Below are 24102 nucleotides of genomic sequence, written 5' to 3'. Positions count from 1 at the left end.
GGGGATCCCGGCAACCCTGGCGGCGATACGGGAGCCGATTCATCAGGGAATTCCTGGGCCGGAGGCGGCGGTCCCGGAGTTCCGATCGCAAGCGACACGTCGTCTGGCGACGGGCACGGCGGGCAACACGCAGGCGGCGGAAGCGGAGGCTGGATGCCGACGCCCGGCCCCTCCGATTCGGCGTCGCATTCCCCCTCACCGAAGCCTTCCCCCAGCCCTTCTCCAACGCCGTCGGACGGCTGCCAGAAGGGCGAGGTGCACCTGGTCCAGCCGCTGCTGAACGGCACACTCACTTCGCTGACCGACCTACTGAATGGCCTGCTCGGGCCGGACGCCTCCGGAGTCACCGCTTTCCCCGCGCCCTCTCCCTCCTCGTCACCGTCGAGCACCGACCTCTCGCCGCTGTGCGCAGACGTTGCACCGTCACCCTCGGTACTGCCGGAGGTGCTCCGGTGAGACACCATGCTGTGCGCCTATGGACCACCGCGCTGGCCGCTGCTGTGACCTTGCTGCTGTTTGCTCCAGCCGCTTCTGCTCACACCGAGCTGGTGTCCTCCTCGCCCAAGGACGGCACCCGGCTCACGCACACACCGGCCACGGTACGGCTGACCTTCAGCGAACCGGTCGACCTGCCCGACGTCCGCGTCACCGCAGGTGGCAGTCGGCTCGCTCTGTCCCGTCCGGACCACGGCGATCGTCGGAACAATGGTGTCGAGGTCTCCGTTCCCAGGATGGCCGGGCAGAACCGGCTCGCCTTGGTTTGGCAGGTGCGAGACATGGAGGACGGTCATCCGACCTCCGGGACGCTCTTCTTCCCCCTCACCGCGAAGACGAAGGATGCCTCCCCCTCTGATGACGCCGCGGCCGCACCCAAGCCTTCTGACAGCGTGCGCAAGGCTTGGGCGGCCGCCCGCTGGGCCGGATACCTCGCCCTCGCCCTCTACGTCGGTGGTCTCGTCTTCCTCGCACTTCTCTGGCCACAGGGTGCCCAAGACCGCCGTACCCGCCGCATCCTCACGCTGGCCTGGGCGGGTGGGCTCGTGGCAAGCCTGGTCACACCGGGACTGCAGGGTGCGTACGGTGCGATGGGCACCCTCGGCGACACGTACCGCCTGACCACGTATCGGGACCTGCTGGGCACGGAGGTCGGCATCGTGGCCGCCTGCCGGGTGCTGATGTGGGTGCTCGCCGCCATCGTGCTCGCCGCGTTGCTCCAGGGCGGCGAGCGGGCCGCCCGCTCACCGGGCTGGCGGGTCGGCGCCCTCGCCGTCACGCTCGGGCTGCTGCGTACGACCGGCATGGCGGGCCACAACGCCGAAGGCACGCATCCCGGGTGGGGCGCGGTGGCCGACCTGGTGCACCTGCTCGGCGTGTCCGTGTGGCTGGGCGGGCTGACCCTGCTGCTCCTCGGGGTATTGGCCAGGCGCCGCCCGGAGGACCTGTCGGCCGTCGTCTCCGGCTACTCCACGCTGGCCGGCGTGTCCGTCGCGGCGATCGCGGTGGCCGGCGCGGTTCTGGCCTGGCAGGTCGTCGGCTCGTTCGGGGCCCTGTTCCACACCGGCTACGGCCATCTGCTGCTGCTCAAACTCGCCGTCCTGGCCGCGGTGTTGCTCATCGCCCAGGGCAGCCGGAGGTGGGTGCGCACCCGACTCGACATCGCCGTACTGCTGCGCGGTGACCGCGCCACCGTACGGCCCTTCGTCTACTCGGTCGCGGCCGAGACGGGGCTCGTCCTCGTCGTCCTCGCCGCGACGAGTCTGCTGGTCACGTCCGCCCCCGGCCGCTGACCAGCCCTCACTGCCCCACCCCCCTCACCTGACAAGGAGAGACGCACGATCATGCGTACCGACGACACCACCGCACCTCCGCCACGCCACCGGCAATCCCGGGCCGGCAACCGGGTGCTGCTGGCCACCGGCGTGGGCGCCGGCCTCTCAGCCGTCGCCTGTCTGAGCCTTCTCCAGGCATCCAGCGGCGCCGCCGCTCCGGCCACCGCCGCTCCGGCAGCCGAGGTCCGCTCCATGGCCCAGGCGCAGTCGGCTGCGGCACAGACCAAGGCGGCCGACTACACCATCAAGATCACGAACTACAAGTTCGCCCAGCAGGCCCTGACCATCAAGGCCGGCCAGACCGTGAAGTGGATCAACGAGGACTCCGCTCCGCACACGGTCACCACCACCAGCGGCCCCGCCAAGTTCGACTCCGGCACCCTGAACAAGGGCGACAGCTGGTCGTACACCTTCACCAAGCCCGGCACGTACAAGTACTACTGCGCCGTCCACCCCGACATGACCGCCTCCATCACCGTCGTCGCTGACAGCGGCGGCGGTACGGGAGGTTCGACCAGCGGTTCCGGTGGTTCGACCGGCGGCTCCACGGGCGGTTCGACCGGCGGCTCCACGGGCGGTTCGACCGGCGGCTCCACGGGCGGTTCGACCGGCGGCTCCACCGGTGGGTCCACGGGCGGCTCCACCGGGGGCAGCACGGGCGGATCGAGCTCCGGCGGCTCCAGCGGCGGCTCGCACGGCGGCAGCAGCGGCTCGGGCGGTACGGGCGGAGGCAGCGGGGACGGCGGCAGCGAGCAGTGCGTCAGCATCCAGCAGGTCCTGCTGCCGATCCTCCAGCACATCGACAAGGCTCACCTGGAGGAGTCCCCGGGCCAGCAGGTCCAGGACGCGCTCAACCTCGACAGCTACATCAAGATGCACACCGTCTGGGTGGAGTCCATCCTCGCCCCGGCCGTGAACGGCGCCGGCTCCGTCGGCGACGACACCCTCACGGTGCTTCTCCAGCACATCAACTCCGCGCACCTGGACGAGTCCCTGGGCCAGCAGGTCTCGGACATCCTCAACCCCGACGCCTACGTCAAGATGCACACCGTCTGGGCCGAGCACATGCTCGCCCCGACCGAGGACTACCTCACCAACTCCTGCTGACACCAGGGCGATGAGATGTGGCGGGCCGGCCGAGTCGCAGTCGGCCGGCCCGCCACCACCGCCATTGTCCCCGATCCGGCAGGCGTCCGCCACGAGCCCGAGGTACCGCCATGACCACCGAACTCCCGCCCACGCAACCGCTCCGGGTGCATACGTCGTCGCCCACCGCGACACTGCCTCCGCAGCCAGGCCGTGACTGGCTGCCCCGCCCCGGCGCGTACGCAGCCGCCGCCGACCGCATCATCACCGAACTCACCTACCGCACCGGTCCATTGGTCACCCTGCGCCGACGCGCCGACGTCGTGGAAGTGGCACTGACCGTCGCCCCCGACCCCGAGGACTGTGTCCTGAGCCTCGCGCTGGGCGGCGACGCACTCGGCGGCGAACTGCTCACCTTCACCAGCACCGCCATCGAACCGGTGGCGGGCGGGACGCGGCTGCGCGTGCCCGGGAGCCTCGGCACGGGCGACACCACGCTGGAGCACGTCCCCGCCACGCTGCTGCTGCGCGTCGTCGAACGCGCCGACGCCGATCTCCTCGTCGTCGGCACCGCACGCGTCCCCTACGGCCCGCTGCACCGCACGACCGGATTCGCCCTGTCCCGGACACGCCCCGCACGCCACCTCGGGCTGCTCGTCGCCGCGGAGTTCACATGCATCCCTTGACCGCCCGGCTCCGGCTCGTCCACACCGTACGCCTGCTGCTGGCAGCCCTGCTCCTGGCGAGCGCCGTCACCTTCCTCGCCCCCCGCCCCGCGCACGCTGCCACGTCGTACCGTGTCGTGATGTCCGGCTACGCCTTCAGCCCGCGCAGCCTGACCATCACAGCCGGCGACACCGTCACCTGGGTCAACGAGGACCAGGCCCCCCACGACGTGAAGACCACTTCCGGTCCGGAGTCGATCCACTCCCCACTGCTGAACAAGGGCGGCTCCTGGAGCCACACCTTCACCACGCCCGGCACCTTTGGCTATGTCTGCACCGTGCACCCCGGCATGACAGCCCAGCTCGTCGTCAGGGCCGCCGCCGCACCTACTCCCACCACGCACCCGACCACCCAGCAGCACTCCGGTTCCGCCCCCTCGGCCGCACGGCCCGCCCGGTCGGCTCCCGCGGTTGTCCCCACCACGCACGCCGGCCACAGCGTGTCGGCCGCCGCGCCCGCGTCGGGCAACCCGTCTGCCTCCGCCACAGCGGCAGCCGCCGCGGCAGCGCCGACCCAGCAGGCGGCCGCACCGGCCGACAGCACCACCTCCGCGGCCCGCCCGCTCGATCCGCTGCTCCTCCTCGCCGGGGTCGTCGCGGGGGTCGCCGTGCTCTGCCTGCTCCTGGTCGGATCACGCTCGGCCGCCACAGGCGCGAGCCGCGACACCGCCTCGCCGAGCTGACGTACCAACGGCCGCTCGCTCTCTGCGCGCGCTCAGCGCATGCAGCATGATGACGACCCTCCACAGCGATACTCGGGTAACGCCGGGCGGGTGATGGTCCAGCCGGTCGGGGTTGATCCGCATCGATCGTCGACTCCGCGGCTTCAGCGGCATGGTCAACGCCCTCGGTGGCGTCCCGCTACAGCATCGGCGACGGCTCCGACATCGGCCGCATCGGCCACCAGCAGGAGTTCATGCAGTGCCTCACCTGCCCGGGCTTGCACACCCGAGCCGACACCGCATACACGCGCACGGACACCGCCCCGCCTACGAGCCCGTCTCCCATCAGCTGCATCGGGGTTTCGTCATATGGAGCCGGGTGCCCGATGGGATCGAGCACCCGGATCCACCCTGTTGTCAGGGGTTGCGATCAGTTCTGCTGACACTCAGTCGCCCCAACCCCAACCCCAACCGTCGTCGCCCCAGCCCCAGCCGTGGTCGTGGTGTCCTCCACCCCAGCCCCAGCCGTGTTCGTGGTGTCCTCCACCCCAGCCCCAGCCGTGCTCGTGGTGTCCTCCGCCCCAGCCCCAGCCGTGTTCGTGGTGTCCTCCACCCCAGCCCCAGCCGCCGTGGTCACCCCAGCCCCAGCCGTCGTCTTGGTGGAACGAGGCGACGTGGGTGGGCGCGGCGGTGACGGCTGCGTGGGCGGCTCCGGCTCCGGCGGCGAGGGCCAGGATCGGTGCTGACGCGACCGCGATGGCCACTCTCTTGATACGGGTGTTCGCGCGCATGATGAGCCCCTCTCCGAGGGTGTGCTTGATCTACGGCGGCCTCGACGGGCCGTCCACTTCGCTCAGAGCCTGCGCGTAGCTCTGTGCGTCCCCCGCCGCCCGCGAAGCCCGCTCAGGCGGCGACCGTCAATTCCGACATGAAACGGACATAACGGTTTTCCTTTAACGTACGACCAGCTTGCCGCGCAGTCAATCAAAGCAGGACCGACGTCGGCTTGGAGAACAGGCAAAAGACCGGAGCAGAGTCCGGACCTGCCAGGGCATGGAGATTGTGAGGACATCCATGGGAACGGGACAGCCCGCGCAAACACCGCTCTGAAAAGGTGGTCCACGGGAAGTGGCCGTGCGCGGTGAGCCACAGCGGGGAGACGCCGTAGCGGGCGGGCCGGGCTCGCATGCCGCCGCCGACGGATACCCGCCGCAATGATCGGCTACAGTCCGAGCCGCCGCTTTGCCTATTGAGTTGTCGCGCGTCAGATCTTGACAGCGGCGCTCCGTGACTGGTCAAGCTCGCTTCCAATGCCATCACCGGCCGCGCCCTCGGCGTCACTCAGGTCCATCCCGATTGGTGGATCCACCGGGAAATGCGCCGACGCCGAAACGCTTTTCCATACCGCGGGGAATGGCAGTACAAGACGCAAGATGAGATGATCGGCACGTTGCATCCGATCTGGAACGGCACGGGTGCTCACTGAGGCGCCCGCGCGAAGGTGGTTGAGGCACCAAGTATCAAGTATTTCCGGTCGGGGTCGCTGCGCCGGGAGTACTTCCTGGACAGTCCGCCCCACGGCAGTGGGCCCGCGGACGGGGGGCGGCCGTGAGCACGCCGCTGCGCGTCGACGGCCGACTCACGACTCAACACTGCGTAGCCCGGTACTGCCTCCTCGCCGACAGCATCGAAACCACGTCGGAAGGACGTGACGGCTGGAGGCCCTGAGCAGGCGTCGCAAGCCGTAGCACCAAGGGCGGCCGAGAAGTCGGCGCGCAATCTTTTGCCGGGGCCCTGCCCCAGCGGCTTGCGCCTGTGGAGAGGAGACTCCGATGGCCGGGGCGGTCGTGCTGTGCGGCGGGGGGAGCCTGGGTGCCATCCAGGTGGGCATGCTGCCGGCGCTGGCCGACCACGATGTCGTCCCCGACCTTCAGACGCACACGCATCAATGATCGGTTGCAGCCTTCGCGGGCTGCCGACGTCAGGGTGAGGAGGTCAGGCAAGTCGGAGGTGTTCCGGATGGGAAAGTGCTCTTCAGGATCGGCCGCCGGCGAGCGGCCGGAGCGCCATGACGGGTACGCGCCGCTGCGGGAGTACGCGGCCATCGGGGACGGCCGCACCGTCGCGCTGGTGGCCCGCGACGGTGCCGTGGACTGGCTGCCGGTGCCCGATCTGGACTCCCCAACGGTATTCACCGCGGTCCTCGACAGTCATCACGGTGGCAGCTGCACTGTGCGGCCGACCGTGCCCTGGGCAGTGGCCCGCCGCTACCTGCCTGGCACCAACGTGCTGGAGACCACCTTCACCACGGCCCTGGGCACGGTCCGTGTCACCGATGCGATGACAGTGCCGGACACCCGTCTGACGCCCATGCGGGAACTGCAGCGCCGGGTCGACGGGCTGTCGGGAAGCGTGCCGATACGCTGGAGCGTGACGCCCCGCTTCGGCTACGGCAGCGGCCCGACGCACATCCGCACGCGGGCAGGGGCCCCGGTGGCCTCCTGCGGGGCGGACGCGGTCGCGGTCTGCACCTGGCAGGCCGGCCGACCGCAGTGCACCGAGTCGGCGATCAGCGGCCACTTCGAAACCCGGCCGGGGTCCCGCGCACTGATCGCCTTGTCCTTCGCCCACCAGGAGCCGCTGATCCTCCCCTCGTGTGTCGAGTGCGATGCGCGCCTGGTACACACCTGCACCGTCTGGCGCCGCTGGCTGGGCGAGCGCAGCTGCGGCGGGCCATGGCAGCAGGCGGTGGAGCGCAGCGCCCTGGCGCTGAAGCTGCTGGACTTCGCCCCCTCGGGCACGATCGCGGCAGCCGCCACGTCCTCATTGCCCGAGCAGATCGGCGGGATCCGCAACTGGGACTACCGGTACTCCTGGATCCGGGACTCCGCCTTCACCCTGGACGCGTTCCTGCGGCTGGGCTGCGCCCGCGAGGCGCACGCCTACTTCTGGTGGCTGATGCACGCCACCCAGCTCACCCATCCGCGCCTGCGCGTGCTCTACCGGCTGGACGGCGGCGCCCGCGCGATCGAGCGGACGCTGCCGCTCCAGGGCTACCAGGGATCCGCGCCGCCCCGGATCGGTAACGCAGCCTCCGACCAGCTGCAGCTGGACACCTACGGTGAGCTACTCCAGACCGCGTGGCTGTACGCGCAGGCGGTGGGACGGCTGGACGCCGACGTCGCTCGCCGCGTCGCAGAGATGGCCGACCTGGTGTGCAGGCTGTGGCGGGAGCCGGACGCGGGGATCTGGGAGGTCCGCAGTCGCCCGCTGCACTTCACCCAGTCCAAGATGATGTGCTGGGTGGCCCTGGACCGCGCCACACGCATGGCCGACCTGCGGCTCATCCCCGCCCGTCACGCCGACCGGTGGCGGCGGGAACGCCAGGCGATCAGGCACTTCATCGAGACCCGCTGCTTCAGCGACCGCAAGCGCAGTTACACCCGCACCGCCGACAGCGAGGAGGTGGACGCCAGCCTGCTGCTCGGCCTGCTGTACGGCTACGCCCACCCCGGCCAGCCGCGGCTGCGCGGCACGGTCGAGGCCATCCGCCGCGAGCTGGCCTTCGGCCCGTTCGTCCACCGCTACAGCGACGCCGACGGCCTGCCCGGCAGCGAGGGCGCGTTCCTGGCCTGTTCCTTCTGGCTCGCCGAGGCGCTGGCCGACTGCGGACGCGTCATGGAAGCAGCCGACCTGATGGACCAGCTGATCACACAGGCCAACGACGTCGGCCTGTACAGCGAGGAGATCGACCCGGCCGACGGCACGTTCCTGGGCAACCTGCCGCAGGCCCTGAGCCACCTGGCGCTGATCAGCGCCGCCTGCGCCCTCACCGAACGGGACCAGCGATGAGTGTGACAGCAGCGCTCGCAGGCGGGTTCCTCGGGACCCTGGTCCTCACCACCATGCTGCGGGCGGCGGGCGAACTCAGGCTCACCCGCATCGACCTGCCCTTCCTCCTCGGCAGCGCCTTCACCGTCAACCGCACCCGCGCCAAGGCCCTCGGTTACCTGCTGCACTTCACCATCGGACTGCTCTTCGCCCTCGGCTACTACGCCCTGTTTCTTGCCCTGGGCCACAGCAGCTGGTGGCTGGGGGCGCTGTTCGGACTCGCCCACGGCGTGTTCGCCGGCACCGTACTGGTCAACATCCTGCTGCCCCTGGTCCACCCCCGTATGGGCACCTCCCTCACCAGCGCCCCCGATGTGGCACTGCTCGAACCTCCCGGCTTCCTCATGCTCAACTACGGCCTGGCCACCCCGATCGTCACCCTCGTCGCGCACCTCGCCTACGGCGTCATCGTCGGCGCCTTCATCTCCCTGAGCGCATAGCCCGCCCGGGCTCGGCATGGCCACGGCGTCACTACGCCTCCCGACGCGCACGCATGGCGGCAGCCTCAGGCCGCAGGCCCGGCGAAGCCGGTGAACCCCGAGCAAGAACATGACGCCGATCAGCAGGAACAGGCGGACGAAGAAGCGCCGGGGCCGACCCCTCGCCGGCCTTCCTCTGCAGGCGGGCGCCGACCAAGGCACCGTCCACCACCCCAGGGACCGCCCACACCGCCAGGTTCCACGGGATCGCAATCAACCGCGCACATGACAACTCCCCCTGTTCATGTGTACGCAGCGCACCAGCCGAGGCAACCTGCGGGCCGCGAGCGGCAAGCACGGACACGGCTCACCGCTCGCAGACGCCACCCCACTCCGATGTGCCGCCCGCCGTGTCGTCACCGCGCAGTTCGACGCAGCATACGCCGGGCCTCGGGGCGAGTACCGCTGTGGTCTTGTCGCTTCCCAGACCGTGCAGGTAACCGGCCAGGAAAGCCTGGTTGACGGCGCAGACCAGCTCGGGGGCCTTGGCCGCCATGGGGTGGAAGGGACAGTTACGCAGGCTCATCAGGGTGGGCCCGATGCGCTCCGGCTCGTAACCGAACTCATCGAGTGTTTCGGCCGCTACGGTCAGTCCGCGCTCAGCACCGAGGCGCCCGGGACGCACCCGCTCACGTTTGGTGGTGCCCAAGGTCTCCCCGCGCCGGTATGCCACGCGGAGCGCGGCCTCGCGAGCCGACTCCTCGTCCGTCTCGGTGAGCACGGCCTCGGTGAGGACGTCGGCCAGCATGCCGTAACGACGCTCGGGAATGGTCACCCCGATCGCCTCGTCCACCGGCTCGTACACCTTGGGCCTACGGCCGACCTTGCGAATACCCCCGGGTGAATCGACGCGCGCCTGGAGCAGGCCGACCGCCACCAGCTTGTCCAGGTGGAAAGCCGCCAGCTTGCGGGAGATGCCAAGGCTGTCGGCCATCTCCTCACGCGTCACCGGCCGCCGCCCTTGCCGGATCAGCTCGAACATGCGGCGCCGCGTGGCGTCGCCCAGGGCGGCCAAGCTGGTCAGCGCGGCGTGGTCAAGTCCCACTCAGTCAGTATATCGATCATAAGAATTTGCAGAATTTCTCGGTGATGTTGTTGGGGAGAGGGCTTTGCCTCCTGTGAACTCATACGGAAATGCTGTTGCAGCGGCGCCGTACGCCGTCGTGACGGTGACCGTCGATGACGGGGCGCTCGCCTGTGTCCTGGGTTCCTCCGGTTGCGGCAAGAGCACCTTGCTCCGTGTCGTCGCCGGCTTCCACTCCGCCACCCAGGGGAGGGTCACCCTGCACGGCCGCCTCCTCGACGACGGCGCCACGAGGGTCCCCGCCGAGCGCCGGCGCATCGGCTGTGTACCGCAAGAGGGCGCTCTTCCCGCACCTGACCGAGATCTGCCGTCGCGTCGTAGTTTCGACGGCGGAGCGATCCCGACGAAGGAGAGGCCGGTGGTGCAGATCCAGAACTGGGTGGCAAGGATCTCGGTGCCGGTCGGGCGCAGCAGCAGCGTGGCGACGAGTTCGGTGCTCGCGGGGAGGGTGACCATTGCGAAGGCCGTGCCGAGTCCGGGCAGGATCAGCGGCAGAGCGCCCCGGCCCAGGACCGCGATCCTGCGGGCGCCGGGCGAGCGCGCCACGTCCTCGACTGCGTACGGCACATGCGCGAGGGAGGCCCGCACGGAGGTCAGAACGAGCGTCACCCCCACCACTGCCGCCGCCGCGCCTGCGGAGACCGGCTTCCAGCGGCCCCAGGCCATCGGGGTGCAGCCCCGCGCACGAGTCGAGAGCCACGAGGACCAGGGCGAGGCCGACCAGGGCGGGGGAGGGTGAGCGGCAGCGTGACCCGCCACAGGGTGGCGAGCCTGCCACGGCCCAGGCTGCGCGCGACCTCCTCGGCCGAGGCGTCGGTACAGCCACCGGCAGGAACACCAGCGGATACAGCGAGGATGTCATCACCAGCACCGCGCCCAGTACCCCTGGACCTGGGTCAAGAGCGAGGGCCAGGAGTAGCCGTGGACGAACCCCGGCACTGCGAGGAAGGGAACGTACGACGTGCACTGCCCGGTCGGCAGTCACAAGCAGCTCGGGATGGACCGGCACATCGAGGTCCGCTGAGCCCTTGATGACGGGCTGCGAGCACCGGCCTGGCACCGGCAGCCTGGCGGGGTGTGGGCCGGGCCATGGTGGGTCAGTGCTCCTCAAGCCACCTGGCCGTCGCCGCCGTTGCCACGCGGGCCCAGCCGCACACAGCATTCGCCCGGCTCTGGGGCGAGGACGACCTGGAGGCCGTTGACCTTGAGGCCGTCGAGGTAGCCGCTGAGGAAAGCGTGGTTCATGCCGCACACCAGGGCGGGGGCCTTAGCGGCCAGCGGATGGAACGGGCAGTTGCGCAGCCGCAGCTGGGTGGGGGTGTCCCGGACGGGTTCGTAGCCGTACTCATCCAGGAGGTGCTCGCACGCAGTCAGCCCCCGCTCGGGGCCCAGGCGGCCCGGGCGGGTCTCCTCCCGCGCGGCCTCGCCCAGCTGCCGGCCACGCTGCTCGGCGGTCCGCATGGCCGCCTGCGAGGCGTTTTCGTCCGCGCCCTCGGTCAGAACAGCGTCCAGGAGCAGGTCGGCCAGGAGCTCGTGGCGCCGGTCGGGGATGCTCACGGTGATCTGGGCGTCGGTGGGCTCGTACACCTTCGGCTGCCTGCCGACCTTGCGGATCCCGCCGGGCGTTTCGTAGCGCGCCCGGAGCAGGCCTGCGTCGACGAGCTTGTCGAGGTGGAAGGCGGCGAGCTTGCGGGAGATGCCGACGCTGGCGGCGGCCTCGTCGCGGGTGACGGCGCGGCGGGCCCGCCGGATGAAGGTGAACATGCGCCGCCGCGAGTCCTCGCTCAGGACGCTGACGGAGTCGATGGCGCTGTCGGCTGCGTCGGCCTGCGTACTCGGATCTGAAGCCACGCGACCACGGTAACTCCCACCTACGTGGGTACAAGCGTTCTTCACTCCTTCTGGCTGCGCACCTTGACGCCCACCTTGAATAAGACCAACAATTGTTGGTGAAACTAGAGGAGAGGAGGTTGCGATGGTCCATGAGTCACGACTTCAGGCGAAGCGTCCGGTCAACGCCGCGCTCGCCGGCCCGTACGGCCACCCGTTCCATCCGATCCTGGTGACCGTGCCGATCGGTGCCTGGGTGACGATCCTGGTGTTCGACATCGCATCTCACGTCGTGCACCGCCCGGGATTCCTGACCCAGTCCTCCGAGTGGTTGATCGCAGTCGGGGTGATCGGTGCGGTGCTGGCGGCCATGGTCGGCTTCCTCGACCTGTTCGCCGTCCCCGCCGGCACCCCGGCCTTCCGTACCGCCCTGGTGCACATGACGCTGAACCTGCTGGTCATCGCCGCCTACGTCGTCAACTTCCTGTGGCGCCACGGCGACTACGCCGACGGCGCAAGCGTCGGGATCGGACGGCTCGTCCTGTCCGCGCTCAGTGTGACGGTTCTGGGTGTCTCGGGATTCCTGGGCGGCAAGCTCGCCTACCGCTACGGCGTGCGCGTCGCCGACGAGAGCACCCAGACCGAGGGATACACGCCCGCCGACGGGAGCGCCCGCACCCCGGCCTGACCCGGCCCCACCCTGCCACGGCGGCCGGCCTCCCCCTGCTGCCTCCAACACAACCTCACCCGGGAGTTCGCTCATGGACATCGCCGCACTGATCACCTGGGTGGTCACCGCTCTCGGCGGTTTCTACATGCTCGGCACCTGGATCCAACGCGGCGGAATCCGCCGGCACCAAACCGGCACCAGCCGCTTGCCCGCACCCGTCGTCTTCGGCCACTTCGCCCTGGCCGCGATCGGACTGGTGGTGTGGATCATCTATGTCGTGGCCGACAAGACCGCCCTGGCCTGGACCTCGTTCGGCCTGCTCCTGCCGGTCGCGCTCCTGGGTTTCGTGATGCTGGCCCGATGGATCCCCGTCTACCGTGACCGCGCCACGGCCACCCCGGCCGCCGCTGCTGCGGGGGCGGAGGGGAGCGTCCCGGCCGAACGGCACTTCCCGCTGCCCGTGGTCCTGGCCCACGGCCTGCTGGCCGTGGTCACCCTCGTCCTCGTCCTGCTCACCGCCCTCGGCATCGGCGGCAGCTGACATGACCGAGTCCTCGCACCGCGCCACAGCCCGAATACGCCCCGCCGACCAGGAAGAACAGGCATCCGCACGACCCGCCGCCCTGCGGGTTGTCCACGAGCCCGACGGCATCGACCTGGACGCCGCCGAACGAGCAGCCGGTCAGTTCCTGAAAGCCCTCGGCATCTCCACCTCGTCGGAGAGCCTGCGGGGAACACCGGGCCGCATGGCCCGCGCGTATGCCGAACTGTTCAGCCCCCGCCCCTTCGACCTGACCACGTTCCCCAACGACGAAGGCTACGACGAACTCGTGCTGGCCCGCCGCATCCCGGTCCGGACCGTCTGCGAGCACCACATGCTGCCGTTCGTCGGCGTTGCACACGTCGGCTACCTGCCCGGCGACCGCATCGTCGGCCTGTCGAAACTGGCCCGGATCGTCGAGCACTTCGCCTGCCGACCGCAGGTCCAGGAGCGTCTGACCAAGCAGGTCGCCGACTGGCTGCAGACCCACCTGGAGCCCAAGGGCGTCGGCGTGGTCATCGAGGCAGAGCACACCTGCATGACCCTGCGAGGCGTCCAGTCCACCGGCTCCAGCACCCTGACCTCCACCCTGCTCGGCCTGCTGCGAACCGACGGCCGCTCCCGCAGTGAATTCCTCGCCCTGACCGGCGCGAACCCCTGACCACGCCTGACGTCACTCCCGCCGGCCGGCACCGACCGGAGTGCAGTGCGCCGCTGTCTGGAGCAGCCACCGACCGTGAAAGAGATCGAACAGGTGCTGCGAAGGCTGGATCTGGAACCCTGGGACATCACCCGCACCGGAGAGCCGGCTGCGGTCGATCTTGGCATGGCGACCTGGGAACGCAACGCCGCACACCGCGACCGCTGGATCCGGGCCCTGGCCGACCATCCGATGCTCGTCCAGCGTCCCGTCATCACGGCGGACGACGGAACGACGGTGGTGGGCCGTTCCAACGACGCCGTCCGGTCCCTCCTTGCCTGAGTCGTCCGGTCGCCGGGCAGGCGCAGCGTTCCGACGACGACCGCTGGCGTTCGGCCCGGTGGCGCCGGCTTGAGCCGTAGCAGCTCGCCGCGCGCTCTGGAAAGGCGACGTGGTCGCCCGCGGGTCATGGTGCCGGCTGATAGACCAGGAGGGCCGGGTGGCCGCCTGTGCCGTGGGGGATGGGGTAGTAGCTGCGATGGGTGGTGGAGTCGACGGCGACGACGTGGGCGCCGTCGGCGAGGTGGGCGCGGCCGGTGACGGTGAGGTGCCGGTCGTGGGTGTCGGCGGTGGTGACCCAGCCGGATTCGGCGGCGACGTAGAGGTGGCGGGCGACGGGGTCGTAGGCGAGGACGTCGGGGTCCTGGCCGACCCGGTCGGTGCCGGTGACGTGCCAGGTGTTCAGGTCGACGGTGAGCAGGCGGGCGTTGCCGTCGCAGGCGACGAAGGCCAACCGGTCGGCGGGGGCGAGGATGAGGCCGTGGTCGTGGTCGCAGCCGGGCAGGGACACGCGGCGGGTGATTCGGAGGGCAGCCGGGTCGATCACGGCGAGCTCGTTGCGGGTCTGGACGTCGACGAGCATCTGCCGGGTGGTGGGGTCGTAGGCGACGTTGCCGGCCTCGCCGCCCAGGGTGACGGTGCCGCGTACGGCTCCGGTGGTGGCGTCGACGACGGTCTCCGAACCGCCGGTCTCGTTGGTGGTCCACACCGTGTGGTGCACGGGGTCGTAGGCCAGTCCATCCGGGGTGTCGCCGGTGGGGCCCCGGTGCAGGACCTTGCCGGTGGTCTCGTCGATGGCGGCGACCTGGTTTGCGTCACTGGCGGTGGCGTACACCCGGTGCAGAGCGGGGACAACCAGGACACCGTGAACGCCGGGCAGGTCGTAGATGGTGCGTACGACCTTGTCCGCGCGAGTGTCCACCTCGATGACCTGGCTCGCGCCGAGGTGGGCGATGAACAGCAGGCCACGGCCGGGGTCGAGGCTGGCGTAGTCGAAGCGGGAGCTGTCACCCGGCAGGGAGATCTCCTTGACCAACCGGAGGGGCAGCGCCACCTTGGACGGCTGGCCGCCGTCCCGGGTGAGCGTCACGCCGGCCACGGCGGCGGCGATCGCGAGGACCAGGCCGGCGGCCAGGGCCAGCAGGGCGCGGGGACTGCGACGACGGATCATCTGCGGGTGCTCCCGAGGTCGGCGGTGAGCCGGCGAGAGCCGTCCCGCCGCCCGTGGGTCAGCCGATGCCGGTACGGCTCGGCTGGGGGGCCAGCGGGCCGAGCGGGTGGCCGAGGGAGGGGGCGGCGCGGGTGAAGACGCCGCAGCCGGTGTCCCACCGGCTGATGGGGAAGACGGTCGCGGGTGGATCGGTGAGGAACCGGCCTCCGCGGGCAGACCACAGGATGGCGTTCCAGGCGAGGGGCCGACGACTGCGGCGACCGCACAGGCCATCGCCACCGCTCGGGTGCGGCCCCGGGCGGCGACGACGAGGACGGCGGCGAGGAGCCGACAGCACCGCGCCGCAGCCGATCTGGCCCGGCCGATCCGGGCCCGGGAGCCGGCGGGGGCGCGTCCAGGGCCGGGCGCAGGGCCTTGGCCAGGGTGGCTCCGTCGGCGGTGGCCACATCCACACGAGCAGCATGTCATGTAACCCTGTCCACTGATGCAAGCCGGCCCGGAGTGTCTGACTGCGTGACGACATCGACGCACAGCCACGGACTAGCGCGGACGCCTGCGGACCTTCAGCGCAGGTGAGAGGCAGAGCAGCCCAAGGCGGATCTGCCGTCCAGATTGCTTCGGGAAGAAGAGGTCGTAGGTTCAAGCTCCGACACGCGACTGTGTTTGTGTCCGCCAACCTCCGTTGAAGCAACCGTCAGGACAGCGAGGCGGGCCGGCTCCGGCCGGAAGACGGGTTCGTCCTTCTACACGTACCAGCGAGTGTGGCGATGCCGCCAAGTGGCGCTGTTCAAGGGCGAATTCAGCCGGACCAGCACCCACGGCGGCGCTGCCGTGGGGTGACTCTCGCGGCGCCCGCCAGGTCCTCATCCGCGCCTCCTCGCCCAGCCCAGGTGGACTCCACGGGGACACGGCCAGCCCATGTGGACTCCACGGGGACACGGCTCGGTGAGCGGCAAGGCCCACGTCCAGCACGTTCTCACGGCAATCGCCGTCACTATCGAACGCCTCAGCGCGCAGGAACCCACCGACACCGCCCGCCGACCGCGTTCCAGCAATACCTCGACGCCCACGGACCACCCGACCCCGCTGGTGCGCCAAGGGCAGTGAGCCCTGCCCTTTCCAACCTGCCTCACATGCCGGCCAGTTGGGCTGACGAACGAGTGAAGCCCCTGACAGACGGGTTTTCGACCGAGAAGAACCGTCTCCGCCAAAGACTTCGCGTGCTTGTCCACCCGTCCGGGCTGAACCCGTCCAGCTCTGCCCTGCGCTTCCTCACCACTGGCCTGCGAGAACACCGCCGGGTGCTCGGCGCCCGATGGCGGCGCCTGAGCGCCGGCCGGTACGGAGATTCGGCGGCCGCACTCAGGACGACTTTGCTCAGCCCAGGAAGCTCAGTCGAACCTGACGGTTGGCATTGTCCTTGTTCGTGTCCACCAGGCAGACGGACTGCCAGGTGCCCAGTTCCAGGCGTCCGCCGATGACGGGCAGGGTCGCATGCGGCGCGACGACGGCCGGCAGGACGTGGTCGCGGCCGTGGCCGGGACTGCCGTGGCGGTGCTGCCAGCGGTCGTCGGCGGGGAGCAGGGTGTGCAGGGCGGCGAGGAGGTCGTCGTCGCTGCCGGAGCCCGTCTCGATGACGGCGATCCCGGCGGTGGCGTGCGGGACGAAGATGTTGAGCAGCCCGTCGCGGCCGGCCGCCGCCTCGCGCAGGAAGTCGTCGCAGTCGGCGGTGAGATCGACGACGCGCTCCCGGGAACCGGTGGAGACGTGCAGCGTACGGGTGGTGAAGGCATCTGGCATGCCCCCATCCTGACCCATACGCCAGGCTTCCCTTCGGCGGCACGACCGCCTGCCGATATCCGAGGTCCACAAGGCGAGACACCATTGACCGTGGACCACCCGGCTGGCTACGTTCTGCCGCATGTTGCGTTCAGCCCTGCTCACCACGCGCGGTCACATCGACCTGCTGCGGGTGGCCTCCGCCGCGTGTCGCCGCGGCTGCTGACGCCCTTTTCCCGCCTCACCCTTCCGGCGTGTCCCGCCGTCGCTCCCGTACGCCTGTGACCAGCCGTTCCCGGAAGCCGCGACCGGCCCTTGAGACAGGCGTGACGCGGTGGTGCGCCGTTCGCCGCCCCTCCGCTCTCCTTTCACCCCACACCCGCTTCACCCCATCCCCACCTCAGCCGCCCCTCACTTCACCGCCACCCCGCTGACCCCTCTCCGCGGAGCATCCATGAGCATCAGCCACGCCCCACCCAACTCTCCAGAACCCGATATTTCTGGCATATCCAAGTACGAGGATCCCGCAAGAGGGCGCTCCACCCCCACCGTCCCCGACCTCCAGCCCGTCGTCCCCGCCCCCTCCCGTTCCCTGCGCATCCCGCGCTGGCTGCGCCGCACCGCGGGCCCGATCCTGCTGCTTGCCCTGTGGCAACTCCTGAGCGCCACCGGCGTGTTGACGGCCGACGTACTGGCCTCTCCGGGCCGGATCGCGCAGGTCGGCTGGGATCTGATCAGCGACGGCTCGCTGCCGTCGGCCATGGGGACCTCGCTCCAGCGCGTCGCTCTCGGACTGCTCTTCGGGACCCTGACCGGCACCGGACTCGCCCTGGTCTCCGGGCTGTTCCGGATCGGCGAGGATCTGGTGGACGCGCCGGTGCAGATGCTGCGGACGGTGCCGTTCGTCGGTCTCATCCCACTGTTCATCATCTGGTTCGGCATCGGTGAGGCCCCGAAGATCGCCATCATCACCCTCGGCGTGACCTTCCCGCTCTATCTCAACGTGTACGCCGGCATCCGTGGCGTCGACGCCCAACTCATCGAGGCGGGCGAGTCCTTGGGCCTGTCCCGGTGGGGGCTGGTACGGCACGTCGTCCTGCCGGGCGCCCTGCCCGGCGCGCTGACCGGGCTGCGCTACTCGCTCGGCATCGCCTGGCTGGCGCTCGTCTTCGCCGAGCAGGTCAACGCCGACGCCGGCATCGGCTTCCTGATGGTGCAGGCGCGGGACTTCCTGCGGACCGACGTGATCGTGGTCTGCCTGATCGTCTACGCCTTCCTCGGCCTGCTCGCCGACTTCATCGTCCGCTCCCTCGAAAGGCTGCTGCTGCAATGGCGACCGACGTTCACCGGCCGGTGAGCCCCACGAGTTCCACCGGGTCCCCCGGGTCCCCCGTGTCCGCGGCCGTGCACGTCGAGGGGCTGACCCGCTCCTTCGACGGCCGTACGGTCATCGACGCTCTGGACCTCGACATCGCGCCGGGCGAGTTCGTCGCCCTGCTCGGCCGCAGCGGCTGCGGCAAGTCGACGCTGCTGCGCATCCTCGCGGGCCTCGACCGGGACATCGAGGGCACCGCGCTGGTCCCGCGCCGCCGGGCCGTGGCCTTCCAGGCGCCCCGGCTCATGCCCTGGAAGAAGGTGTGGCGCAACGTTCTGCTCGGTCTGCCCGGCAGGCCCGAACGCTCCGTCGCCGTGCGGGCGTTGGACGAGGTCGGCCTCGACCACCGCGTCGACGCCTGGCCGAGGACCCTCTCCGGCGGCGAGGCCCAGCGTGCCTCCCTCGCCCGGGCCTTGGTGCGCGAGCCCGATCTGCTGCTGCTCGACGAGCCGTTCGGCGCCCTCGACGCGCTCACCCGGATCAAGGCCCAGCGCCTCGTCGGGGAGTTGTGGCAGCGGCGCGGCTGCGCCGTACTACTGGTCACGCACGACGTCGAGGAGGCGGTACTGCTCGCCGACCGCGTCCTGGTGATGGACGGCGGCCGGATCGCCCACGAGCAGCGCATCGACCTCGACCGGCCGCGCGAGATCACCGACCCCCGCTTCGCCGCACTCCGCACCGGACTGCTGGAACGGCTCGGCGTCCACACCGCCGCAGAAGCCGCCTGACCTTCCTCCCGCCAACTCCCCCCGACATCCCTACCTCGGCATTCCGCCCTAGAGGCCTCTCCCCCGAAGCCCGTCCCGAAGTCCCTGTACCGCTCGAATCTCCCGCACATGAACGGAACCGTCATGCGACGACGCCTCCTCCCCGCCGCAGTTCTCCTCCCCTTCGCGCTCCTGCTCACCGCCTGCGGCGGGAACTCGTCCGCGAGCACCGGAAGCGGCACCGACGGACAGGGATCCGTCACCCTCGACGTCGGGGACCAGAAGGGCGGTTCGGAGGCCATTCTGCGTGCCGCCGGCGAGCTCAAGAATCTGGACTACAAGATCAAGTGGTCCACCTTCACCTCCGGCCCGCCGCTGCTGGAGGCGGTCAACGCGCAGGCCGTCGACATCGGCGGTGTCGGCAACACCCCGCCCGTCTTCGCGGCCGGCGCCGGTTCGAAGATCTCGGTCGTGGCCGCCTGGCACGGCACGTCCAAGGGCGATGCGATCCTCGTGCCCAACGGCTCCTCGTTGACCGGGCCGAAGCAGCTCAAGGGCAAGTCCGTCGCCGTCGCACAGGGTTCCTCCGCGCACTACCAGCTGATCGCCTCGCTCAGGGCGGTCGGACTCAGTCTGGCCGACGTCAAGGTGAAGTACCTCCAGCCGGCCGACGCGCTGGCCGCGTTCACCTCCGGCAAGGTCGACGCCTGGGCGGTCTGGGACCCGTACACCTCCCAGATCCTGCGTGCCAAGCAGGGCCGCGTGCTGACCACCGGCGAGGGCATCACCAACGGGCTCACCTTCCAGGTGGCCGCGCCCGCCGCGCTGAAGGACCCGAAGAAGGCCGCCGCCATCAAGGACTATCTGGCCCGGCTGCGGCGGGCGACCGCCTGGGTCCACGACCATCAGCAGGAGTGGGCCACGGTGTGGGCCAAGGACACCGGGCTGCCGTACGACGTGGCGCTGGACTCGGTGAAGCGAACCAATTCCACGCGCTTCGCGGTCGCCGTCGACAAGCCGCTCGTCGCGTCCGAGCAGCAGATCGCCGACGCCTTCACCGAGCTGAAGCTGATCCCGAACAAGGTCGACTTCGGCGACTTCGTGGACACCCGCTTCAACGACGCCCTCCCACCGTCGACCACACCGGTCAAAGGCTGACCCCGGCCAAGGGGTGACCCCGGCCAAGGGGTGACCCCGGCCAAGGGGTGACCCCGGCCAACGGCCCGTTCCGGCTGAGGACCGGCTCCGGTCAGGGCCCGGCATTCGGGAAGATCCGGCCCCTCCCCCCGGTTAGTAGAAGCGTGAACGAATCGCGCGAGGTCGAGGTAGTCGTCATCGGCGCTGGTCAGGCCGGGCTGTCCAGCGCCTACCATCTGCGACGCACCGGCTTCGAGCCGGACCGCGACTTCGTGGTGCTCGACCACTCCCCCGCACCGGGCGGTGCCTGGCAGTTCCGGTGGGCCTCGCTGACGTACGGCAAGGTGCACGGGATGCACGCGCTGCCCGGCATGGAGCTGACGGGCGCCGATCCGGCGCGGCCGTCGGCGGAGGTCATCGGTGAGTACTTCGACCGGTACGAGCGCGCCTTCGACCTGCGGGTGCGGCGGCCCGTCGACGTACGGGCCGTCCGGGAGGGTGACGGCGGCCGACTGACCGTGGAGACCTCCGCCGGCAACTGGTCCACGCGGGCGCTGATCAACGCGACCGGCACCTGGGACCGGCCGTTCTGGCCGCGCTACCCCGGCCAGGAGACCTTCCGCGGGCGGCAGTTGCACACCGCGCAGTACAGCGGTCCGGAGCAGTTCGCCGGGCAGCGGGTCGTGGTCGTGGGCGGCGGCGCCTCGGGCACCCAGCATCTGCTGGAACTGGCTCCGTACGCGGCCGCGACCACCTGGGTCACCCGGCGGCCTCCGGTGTTCCGCGAGGGGCCGTTCGACCAGGAGGCGGGCCGTGCGGCGGTCGCGCTGGTCGAGGAGCGGGTGCGCCAGGGGCTGCCGCCGCGCAGTGTGGTCTCGGTCACCGGGCTGCCCCTCAACGACGCCGTCCGGCAGGGCCTCGCGGACGGGGTCCTGGACCGGGAGCCGATGTTCGACCGGATCACCCCGGACGGCGTGGCATGGAACGACGGGCGCCACGTCGACGCCGACGTGATCCTGTGGGCCACCGGGTTCCGGCCCGCGCTGGACCATCTCACCCCGCTGCGGCTGCGCGAGCCGGGCGGCGGGATCCGCGTCGAGGGCACCCGGGCCGTCGCCGATGCACGCGTCCATCTCGTCGGCTACGGCCCCTCCGCGAGCACCATCGGCGCCAACCGTGCCGGACGTGCCGCCGTCCGGGACATCAGGCGGCTGCTGGCCGAGGAGCAGCCGGTCGCCGCCTGAACCGGTCATCGCGTCTCCGAGTCCGCGTGCGGGCGAAAGCCGCCAACCGGGCCGAGCCCGTGAGTCCCGCCGGCTCAGCGGACCGAGGGCTGCGCCGGGACCGAGGACCGGGCCGGGCTCCGACCGGACGTCTGCCCCTGACCTGTGCCTGGGTGGAGGGCGTTGAACTCCGCCACGTTACGCATGTGCGTCCTGTAGTCGGCGGAGAAGCGGGTGTCGCCCGGCTTGACCGTGACGAAGTACAGCCAGTCGCCCGGCGTCGGGTTCAGCGCGGCACGCATCGCCTCCTCGCCGGGGTTGTCGATCGGTGTCGGCGGCAGCCCCATGCGCCGGTAGGAGTTGTACGGGCTCCCGATGCGGGTGTCGTCCTGACTGGTGCGGACCGTGTCGCGGTTCAGCGCGTAGTTGATGGTGGAGTCCATCTGCAACGGCATCCCGTGCTCCAGCCGGTTGAAGACGACCCGGGCGACCTTGCCCATGTCCGCCTTCGTCGCGGCCTCGGCCTGGATGATGCTGGCGATGGTGACGGCCTGGTAGATGTTCATCGCGTTGCGCTGTGCCCCGGCGGCGATCGGCGCCGCGTTGAACCTCTTGTTGGCCGTGTCGGCCATGGAGCGCAGCAGGGACTCGGGGGTCGCTCCCTTCCCCAGGGGGTACGTCGCCGGGAAGAGGTATCCCTCCGGGTTGCCCCGGGCGTCGCTCGGCAGCTTCAGGCGCGCTTTTCCCAGGGAGTTGCGGGTGCTGCCCTGAGGCAGTTCGAGGGCCTTGTCGATGGCGTCGTACACCTGGCTCGCGCGCCAGCCCTCGGGGATGACCAGCGCGGCGGTCCGGGACTGCGCAGAGCGGTCGGCTTGCATCAGCAGCGGCACCGCCACGGCGATACCGGCCACGACGGCGGCGGCCACGCCGAGGACGAGTCTGCCCCGGCGTGTCAGCCGGATCGTGCTCCGTGGCGGAATGTTCGTCTGCATGCGGGAACGTTAATACGCATAACCCCCTAGTTGCGGCATATGTTCAGTTTGTCGGCTCCAGTTGCGCGTCCCGGCGCACCAGGGCCGCGTACCGCCCGTCCTGCTCCAGCAGCTCCTCGTGCGAGCCGCGTTCGGCGACCCGGCCGGAGTCCAGCACCACGATCTGGTCGGCACCGCGGATCGTGGACAGACGGTGCGCGATGGTGATCGTCGTCCGGTCGGCCGACAGGGCGTCGATGGCCTCCTGGACCGCGGCCTCCGTACGGGTGTCGAGCGCGCTGGTCGCCTCGTCGAGGATGAGGACCGGCGGATCGCGCAGGATGGTGCGGGCTATCGCGAGCCGCTGCTTCTCGCCGCCGGAGAAGCGGTGACCGCGTTCGCCGACAACCGTGTCGTAGCCCTCGGGCAGCGCGGCTATGTGGTCGTGTATCTGCGCCGCTTCGGCCGCCGCGTGCAGCTCCTCGTCGGTGGCATCCGGCTTGGCGAAACGGAGGTTGTCGGCGACGGTGGCGTGGAAGAGGTACGTCTCCTGCGAGACGACGCCGACCGCGCGGGCGAGGGTGTCGAAGTCGAGGTCACGGACGTCGATGCCGTCCAGCGTGACCCGGCCGCCGGTGACGTCGTAGAGCCGGGGCACCAGATAGCCGAGCGTGGACTTGCCGGCGCCGGTCGGGCCCACGACGGCCAGGCTGCCGCCCGCCGGCACGGTGATGTCTATGCCGTCGAGGACGGGGCGGGCCTTGTCGTCCTGGTCGTAGCGGAACTCGACGCCCTCCAGCCGGACTTCACCCTTGATCTGGTCGAGCCGAATGGGCCGCTCGCGCTCGGTGATGTCGATCGGCAGGTCGAGGTACTCGAAGATGCGCTGGAAGAGCGCGAGGGAGGTCTGGATCTGGACGCCGGTCGCGAGCAGGCTCACGGCCGGGCGGAACAGGCCCTGCTGGAGCGAGACGAAGGCGACGATGGTGCCGAGGGAGACCTTCGGGCCGCCGAACTGCAGGGCGAGACCCGCGGTCCAGTAGATGACGGCGGGCATCGCGGCCATGACGATCGTGATCACGGCCATGCGCCAGCGCCCCGCCATGTTCGACCGCACCTCAAGGTCGACCAGGCGCTCCGACTCATCGACGAAGGACGCGGTCAGCGAGTCCGAGCGGCCCATGGTGCGACCGAGCAGGATGCCGCTGACCGAGAGCGACTCGGTGACCGTGGCGGCCATCGCGGCCATCTGCTTCTGCCGCTGCGTGGTGATCTTCTTGCGTTCGTTGCCCACGCGGCGGCTGATCCACACGAACACCGGCAGCAGGAGCAGCGAGACGATCGTGAGCCGCCAGTCGAGGGCGATCATCGCGACGATCGTGGCGACCACGCTGGTGGCGTTGGAGACCAAGGAGGTGGCCGTGGAGGTGACGGTGGCCTGCATGCCGCCGATGTCGTTGGCTATGCGGGACTGCACCTCGCCGGTGCGGGTGCGGGTGAAGAAGGCGAGCGACATGCGCTGCAGCCGGCCGTAGACGGCGGTGCGCAGGTCGTGCATGACGCGCTGACCGACGGTGGTCGAGATCAGCGTCTGCAGGACGCCGAAGACGCTGGAGAGGACCGCGCTGAGGATCATGCCGAGCGCGAGCAGACTCAGCAGGCCCGTGCGGCCCTGGGGGATCGCGACATCGAGGGTCTCCTTCAGCAGGAACGGCGTGGCCACCGAGACCAGCGAAGAGGCGCCGACGAGCAGGCCGACGATCGCGAGCCGCCCGCGGTAGGGGCGGAAGAGCTTCAGGATGCGGCGCACCTGCCGGGGATGTTCCTTGGCATCGGCAGGCGGGGTCCAGGACGTTTCACGGTCGGGATGCATGGGCTCCTACGGAGGTGAACGGGCGCCGGCCAGGGGTCGGCCGACGATGACTGACGGATCGTAGCTCATTGTTACCTATATTCACAATGA

General features: G+C 70.3%; 23 protein-coding genes and 1 pseudogene. 17 read left to right on the top strand and 7 right to left on the bottom strand.

What is annotated here, in order from left to right:
- Positions 1-452 precede the first annotated feature (452 nt).
- From O1G22_RS36275 to O1G22_RS36260, 4 genes are all read left to right on the top strand, one after another.
- On the top strand, positions 453-1787 hold the full coding sequence (locus O1G22_RS36275; RefSeq protein WP_270085164.1) for a copper resistance CopC/CopD family protein: 1335 nt from the start codon (positions 453-455) through the stop codon (positions 1785-1787).
- Between the two features lie 51 nt (positions 1788-1838).
- Positions 1839-2936 (top strand): cupredoxin domain-containing protein, encoded by a 1098-nt coding sequence (locus tag O1G22_RS36270; RefSeq protein ID WP_270085163.1) that lies wholly within the window; start codon positions 1839-1841, stop codon positions 2934-2936.
- Positions 2937-3046: 110 nt separating this feature from the next.
- On the top strand, positions 3047-3601 hold the full coding sequence (locus tag O1G22_RS36265; RefSeq protein ID WP_270085162.1) for a hypothetical protein: 555 nt from the start codon (positions 3047-3049) through the stop codon (positions 3599-3601).
- Positions 3589-4323: a cupredoxin domain-containing protein gene (locus O1G22_RS36260; RefSeq protein ID WP_270085161.1), complete on the top strand. Its 735-nt coding sequence runs from the start codon at positions 3589-3591 to the stop codon at positions 4321-4323. The genes O1G22_RS36265 and O1G22_RS36260 overlap by 13 nt, the downstream gene beginning before the upstream one ends.
- Positions 4324-4748: 425 nt before the next feature.
- Here the strand turns inward: O1G22_RS36260 and O1G22_RS36255 are convergent, their stop codons facing one another.
- On the bottom strand, positions 4749-5093 hold the full coding sequence (locus tag O1G22_RS36255) for a hypothetical protein (RefSeq protein WP_270085160.1): 345 nt from the start codon (positions 5091-5093) through the stop codon (positions 4749-4751).
- Positions 5094-6321: 1228 nt separating this feature from the next.
- On the opposite strand from O1G22_RS36255, the gene O1G22_RS36250 reads away from it, so the two are divergent.
- Together O1G22_RS36250 and O1G22_RS36245 are read left to right on the top strand one after the other, a co-directional pair.
- Positions 6322-8154, top strand: a complete 1833-nt coding sequence (locus O1G22_RS36250; protein ID WP_270085159.1) for a glycoside hydrolase family 15 protein — start codon at positions 6322-6324, stop codon at positions 8152-8154.
- Positions 8151-8633, top strand: coding sequence for a hypothetical protein (locus O1G22_RS36245; protein ID WP_270085158.1), 483 nt, complete (start codon positions 8151-8153; stop codon positions 8631-8633). The genes O1G22_RS36250 and O1G22_RS36245 overlap by 4 nt, the downstream gene beginning before the upstream one ends.
- Before the next feature lie 346 nt (positions 8634-8979).
- Here O1G22_RS36245 and O1G22_RS36240 read toward each other — a convergent pair whose 3' ends face one another.
- On the bottom strand, positions 8980-9717 hold the full coding sequence (locus O1G22_RS36240) for a helix-turn-helix transcriptional regulator (RefSeq protein WP_270085157.1): 738 nt from the start codon (positions 9715-9717) through the stop codon (positions 8980-8982).
- 124 nt (positions 9718-9841) lie between these two features.
- Here O1G22_RS36240 and O1G22_RS36235 point away from each other — a divergent pair, with 124 nt between their 5' ends.
- Positions 9842-10495 carry an ATP-binding cassette domain-containing protein gene (locus tag O1G22_RS36235; RefSeq protein ID WP_270085156.1) on the top strand — a complete coding sequence of 218 codons (654 nt, stop codon included), beginning with the start codon at positions 9842-9844 and terminating at the stop codon, positions 10493-10495.
- A 368-nt stretch (positions 10496-10863) separates the two neighbouring features.
- Here the strand turns inward: O1G22_RS36235 and O1G22_RS36230 are convergent, their stop codons facing one another.
- The gene (locus tag O1G22_RS36230) at positions 10864-11607 is read right to left on the bottom strand and encodes a helix-turn-helix transcriptional regulator (RefSeq protein ID WP_270085155.1); all 744 of its coding nucleotides are present in this window, start codon (positions 11605-11607) and stop codon (positions 10864-10866) included.
- 124 nt (positions 11608-11731) lie between these two features.
- Here O1G22_RS36230 and O1G22_RS36225 point away from each other — a divergent pair, with 124 nt between their 5' ends.
- The 4 genes from O1G22_RS36225 (at position 11732) to O1G22_RS36210 (ending at position 13779) form a co-directional block, all read left to right on the top strand.
- On the top strand, positions 11732-12274 hold the full coding sequence (locus O1G22_RS36225) for a DUF2231 domain-containing protein (RefSeq protein ID WP_270085154.1): 543 nt from the start codon (positions 11732-11734) through the stop codon (positions 12272-12274).
- Positions 12275-12347: 73 nt separating this feature from the next.
- Positions 12348-12797 carry a hypothetical protein gene (locus O1G22_RS36220; protein WP_270085153.1) on the top strand — a complete coding sequence of 150 codons (450 nt, stop codon included), beginning with the start codon at positions 12348-12350 and terminating at the stop codon, positions 12795-12797.
- Position 12798: 1 nt separating this feature from the next.
- The gene (gene folE, locus O1G22_RS36215) at positions 12799-13458 is read left to right on the top strand and encodes a GTP cyclohydrolase I FolE (protein WP_270085152.1); all 660 of its coding nucleotides are present in this window, start codon (positions 12799-12801) and stop codon (positions 13456-13458) included.
- Between the two features lie 6 nt (positions 13459-13464).
- Positions 13465-13779 (top strand): ArsC/Spx/MgsR family protein, encoded by a 315-nt coding sequence (locus O1G22_RS36210; protein WP_333492488.1) that lies wholly within the window; start codon positions 13465-13467, stop codon positions 13777-13779.
- A 124-nt stretch (positions 13780-13903) separates the two neighbouring features.
- Here O1G22_RS36210 and O1G22_RS36205 read toward each other — a convergent pair whose 3' ends face one another.
- Positions 13904-14947 (bottom strand): YncE family protein, encoded by a 1044-nt coding sequence (locus O1G22_RS36205; protein ID WP_270085151.1) that lies wholly within the window; start codon positions 14945-14947, stop codon positions 13904-13906.
- A 1220-nt stretch (positions 14948-16167) separates the two neighbouring features.
- Here O1G22_RS36205 and O1G22_RS36200 point away from each other — a divergent pair.
- Positions 16168-16287 (top strand): annotated as a pseudogene (locus O1G22_RS36200) (IS5/IS1182 family transposase); the annotation flags it as partial.
- A 37-nt stretch (positions 16288-16324) separates the two neighbouring features.
- Here O1G22_RS36200 and O1G22_RS36195 read toward each other — a convergent pair.
- Positions 16325-16747: a secondary thiamine-phosphate synthase enzyme YjbQ gene (locus O1G22_RS36195; protein ID WP_270085150.1), complete on the bottom strand. Its 423-nt coding sequence runs from the start codon at positions 16745-16747 to the stop codon at positions 16325-16327.
- 121 nt (positions 16748-16868) lie between these two features.
- On the opposite strand from O1G22_RS36195, the gene O1G22_RS44970 reads away from it, so the two are divergent.
- From O1G22_RS44970 to O1G22_RS36175, 5 genes are all read left to right on the top strand, one after another.
- The gene (locus O1G22_RS44970) at positions 16869-16952 is read left to right on the top strand and encodes a putative leader peptide (RefSeq protein ID WP_349817350.1); all 84 of its coding nucleotides are present in this window, start codon (positions 16869-16871) and stop codon (positions 16950-16952) included.
- Between the two features lie 228 nt (positions 16953-17180).
- Positions 17181-18083, top strand: a complete 903-nt coding sequence (locus tag O1G22_RS36190) for an ABC transporter permease (protein WP_270085149.1) — start codon at positions 17181-17183, stop codon at positions 18081-18083.
- The gene (locus tag O1G22_RS36185; protein ID WP_270085148.1) at positions 18056-18829 is read left to right on the top strand and encodes an ABC transporter ATP-binding protein; all 774 of its coding nucleotides are present in this window, start codon (positions 18056-18058) and stop codon (positions 18827-18829) included. Before O1G22_RS36190 ends, O1G22_RS36185 begins: the two co-directional genes overlap by 28 nt.
- A 123-nt stretch (positions 18830-18952) precedes the next feature.
- A complete protein-coding gene (locus O1G22_RS36180; protein ID WP_270085147.1) occupies positions 18953-19966 on the top strand; it encodes an ABC transporter substrate-binding protein in 1014 nt (337 codons plus the stop codon).
- Between the two features lie 143 nt (positions 19967-20109).
- Entirely contained in the window at positions 20110-21189 is a 1080-nt protein-coding gene (locus O1G22_RS36175) for an NAD(P)-binding domain-containing protein (protein WP_270085146.1), read from the top strand.
- Positions 21190-21263: 74 nt separating this feature from the next.
- On the opposite strand, the gene mltG is transcribed toward O1G22_RS36175, so the two are convergent.
- Together mltG and O1G22_RS36165 are read right to left on the bottom strand one after the other, a co-directional pair.
- Positions 21264-22160, bottom strand: coding sequence for an endolytic transglycosylase MltG (gene mltG, locus O1G22_RS36170; protein ID WP_270085145.1), 897 nt, complete (start codon positions 22158-22160; stop codon positions 21264-21266).
- 43 nt (positions 22161-22203) lie between these two features.
- Positions 22204-24012, bottom strand: a complete 1809-nt coding sequence (locus O1G22_RS36165; RefSeq protein ID WP_270085144.1) for an ABC transporter ATP-binding protein — start codon at positions 24010-24012, stop codon at positions 22204-22206.
- Between the last annotated feature and the right edge of the window lie 90 nt (positions 24013-24102).

The sequence above is a fragment of the Streptomyces camelliae genome (assembly GCF_027625935.1).
GTDB lineage: Bacteria > Actinomycetota > Actinomycetes > Streptomycetales > Streptomycetaceae > Streptomyces > Streptomyces camelliae.
Note: the sequence above shows the minus strand (reverse complement) of the source record. Positions and strands in the feature narration are given on the sequence as shown.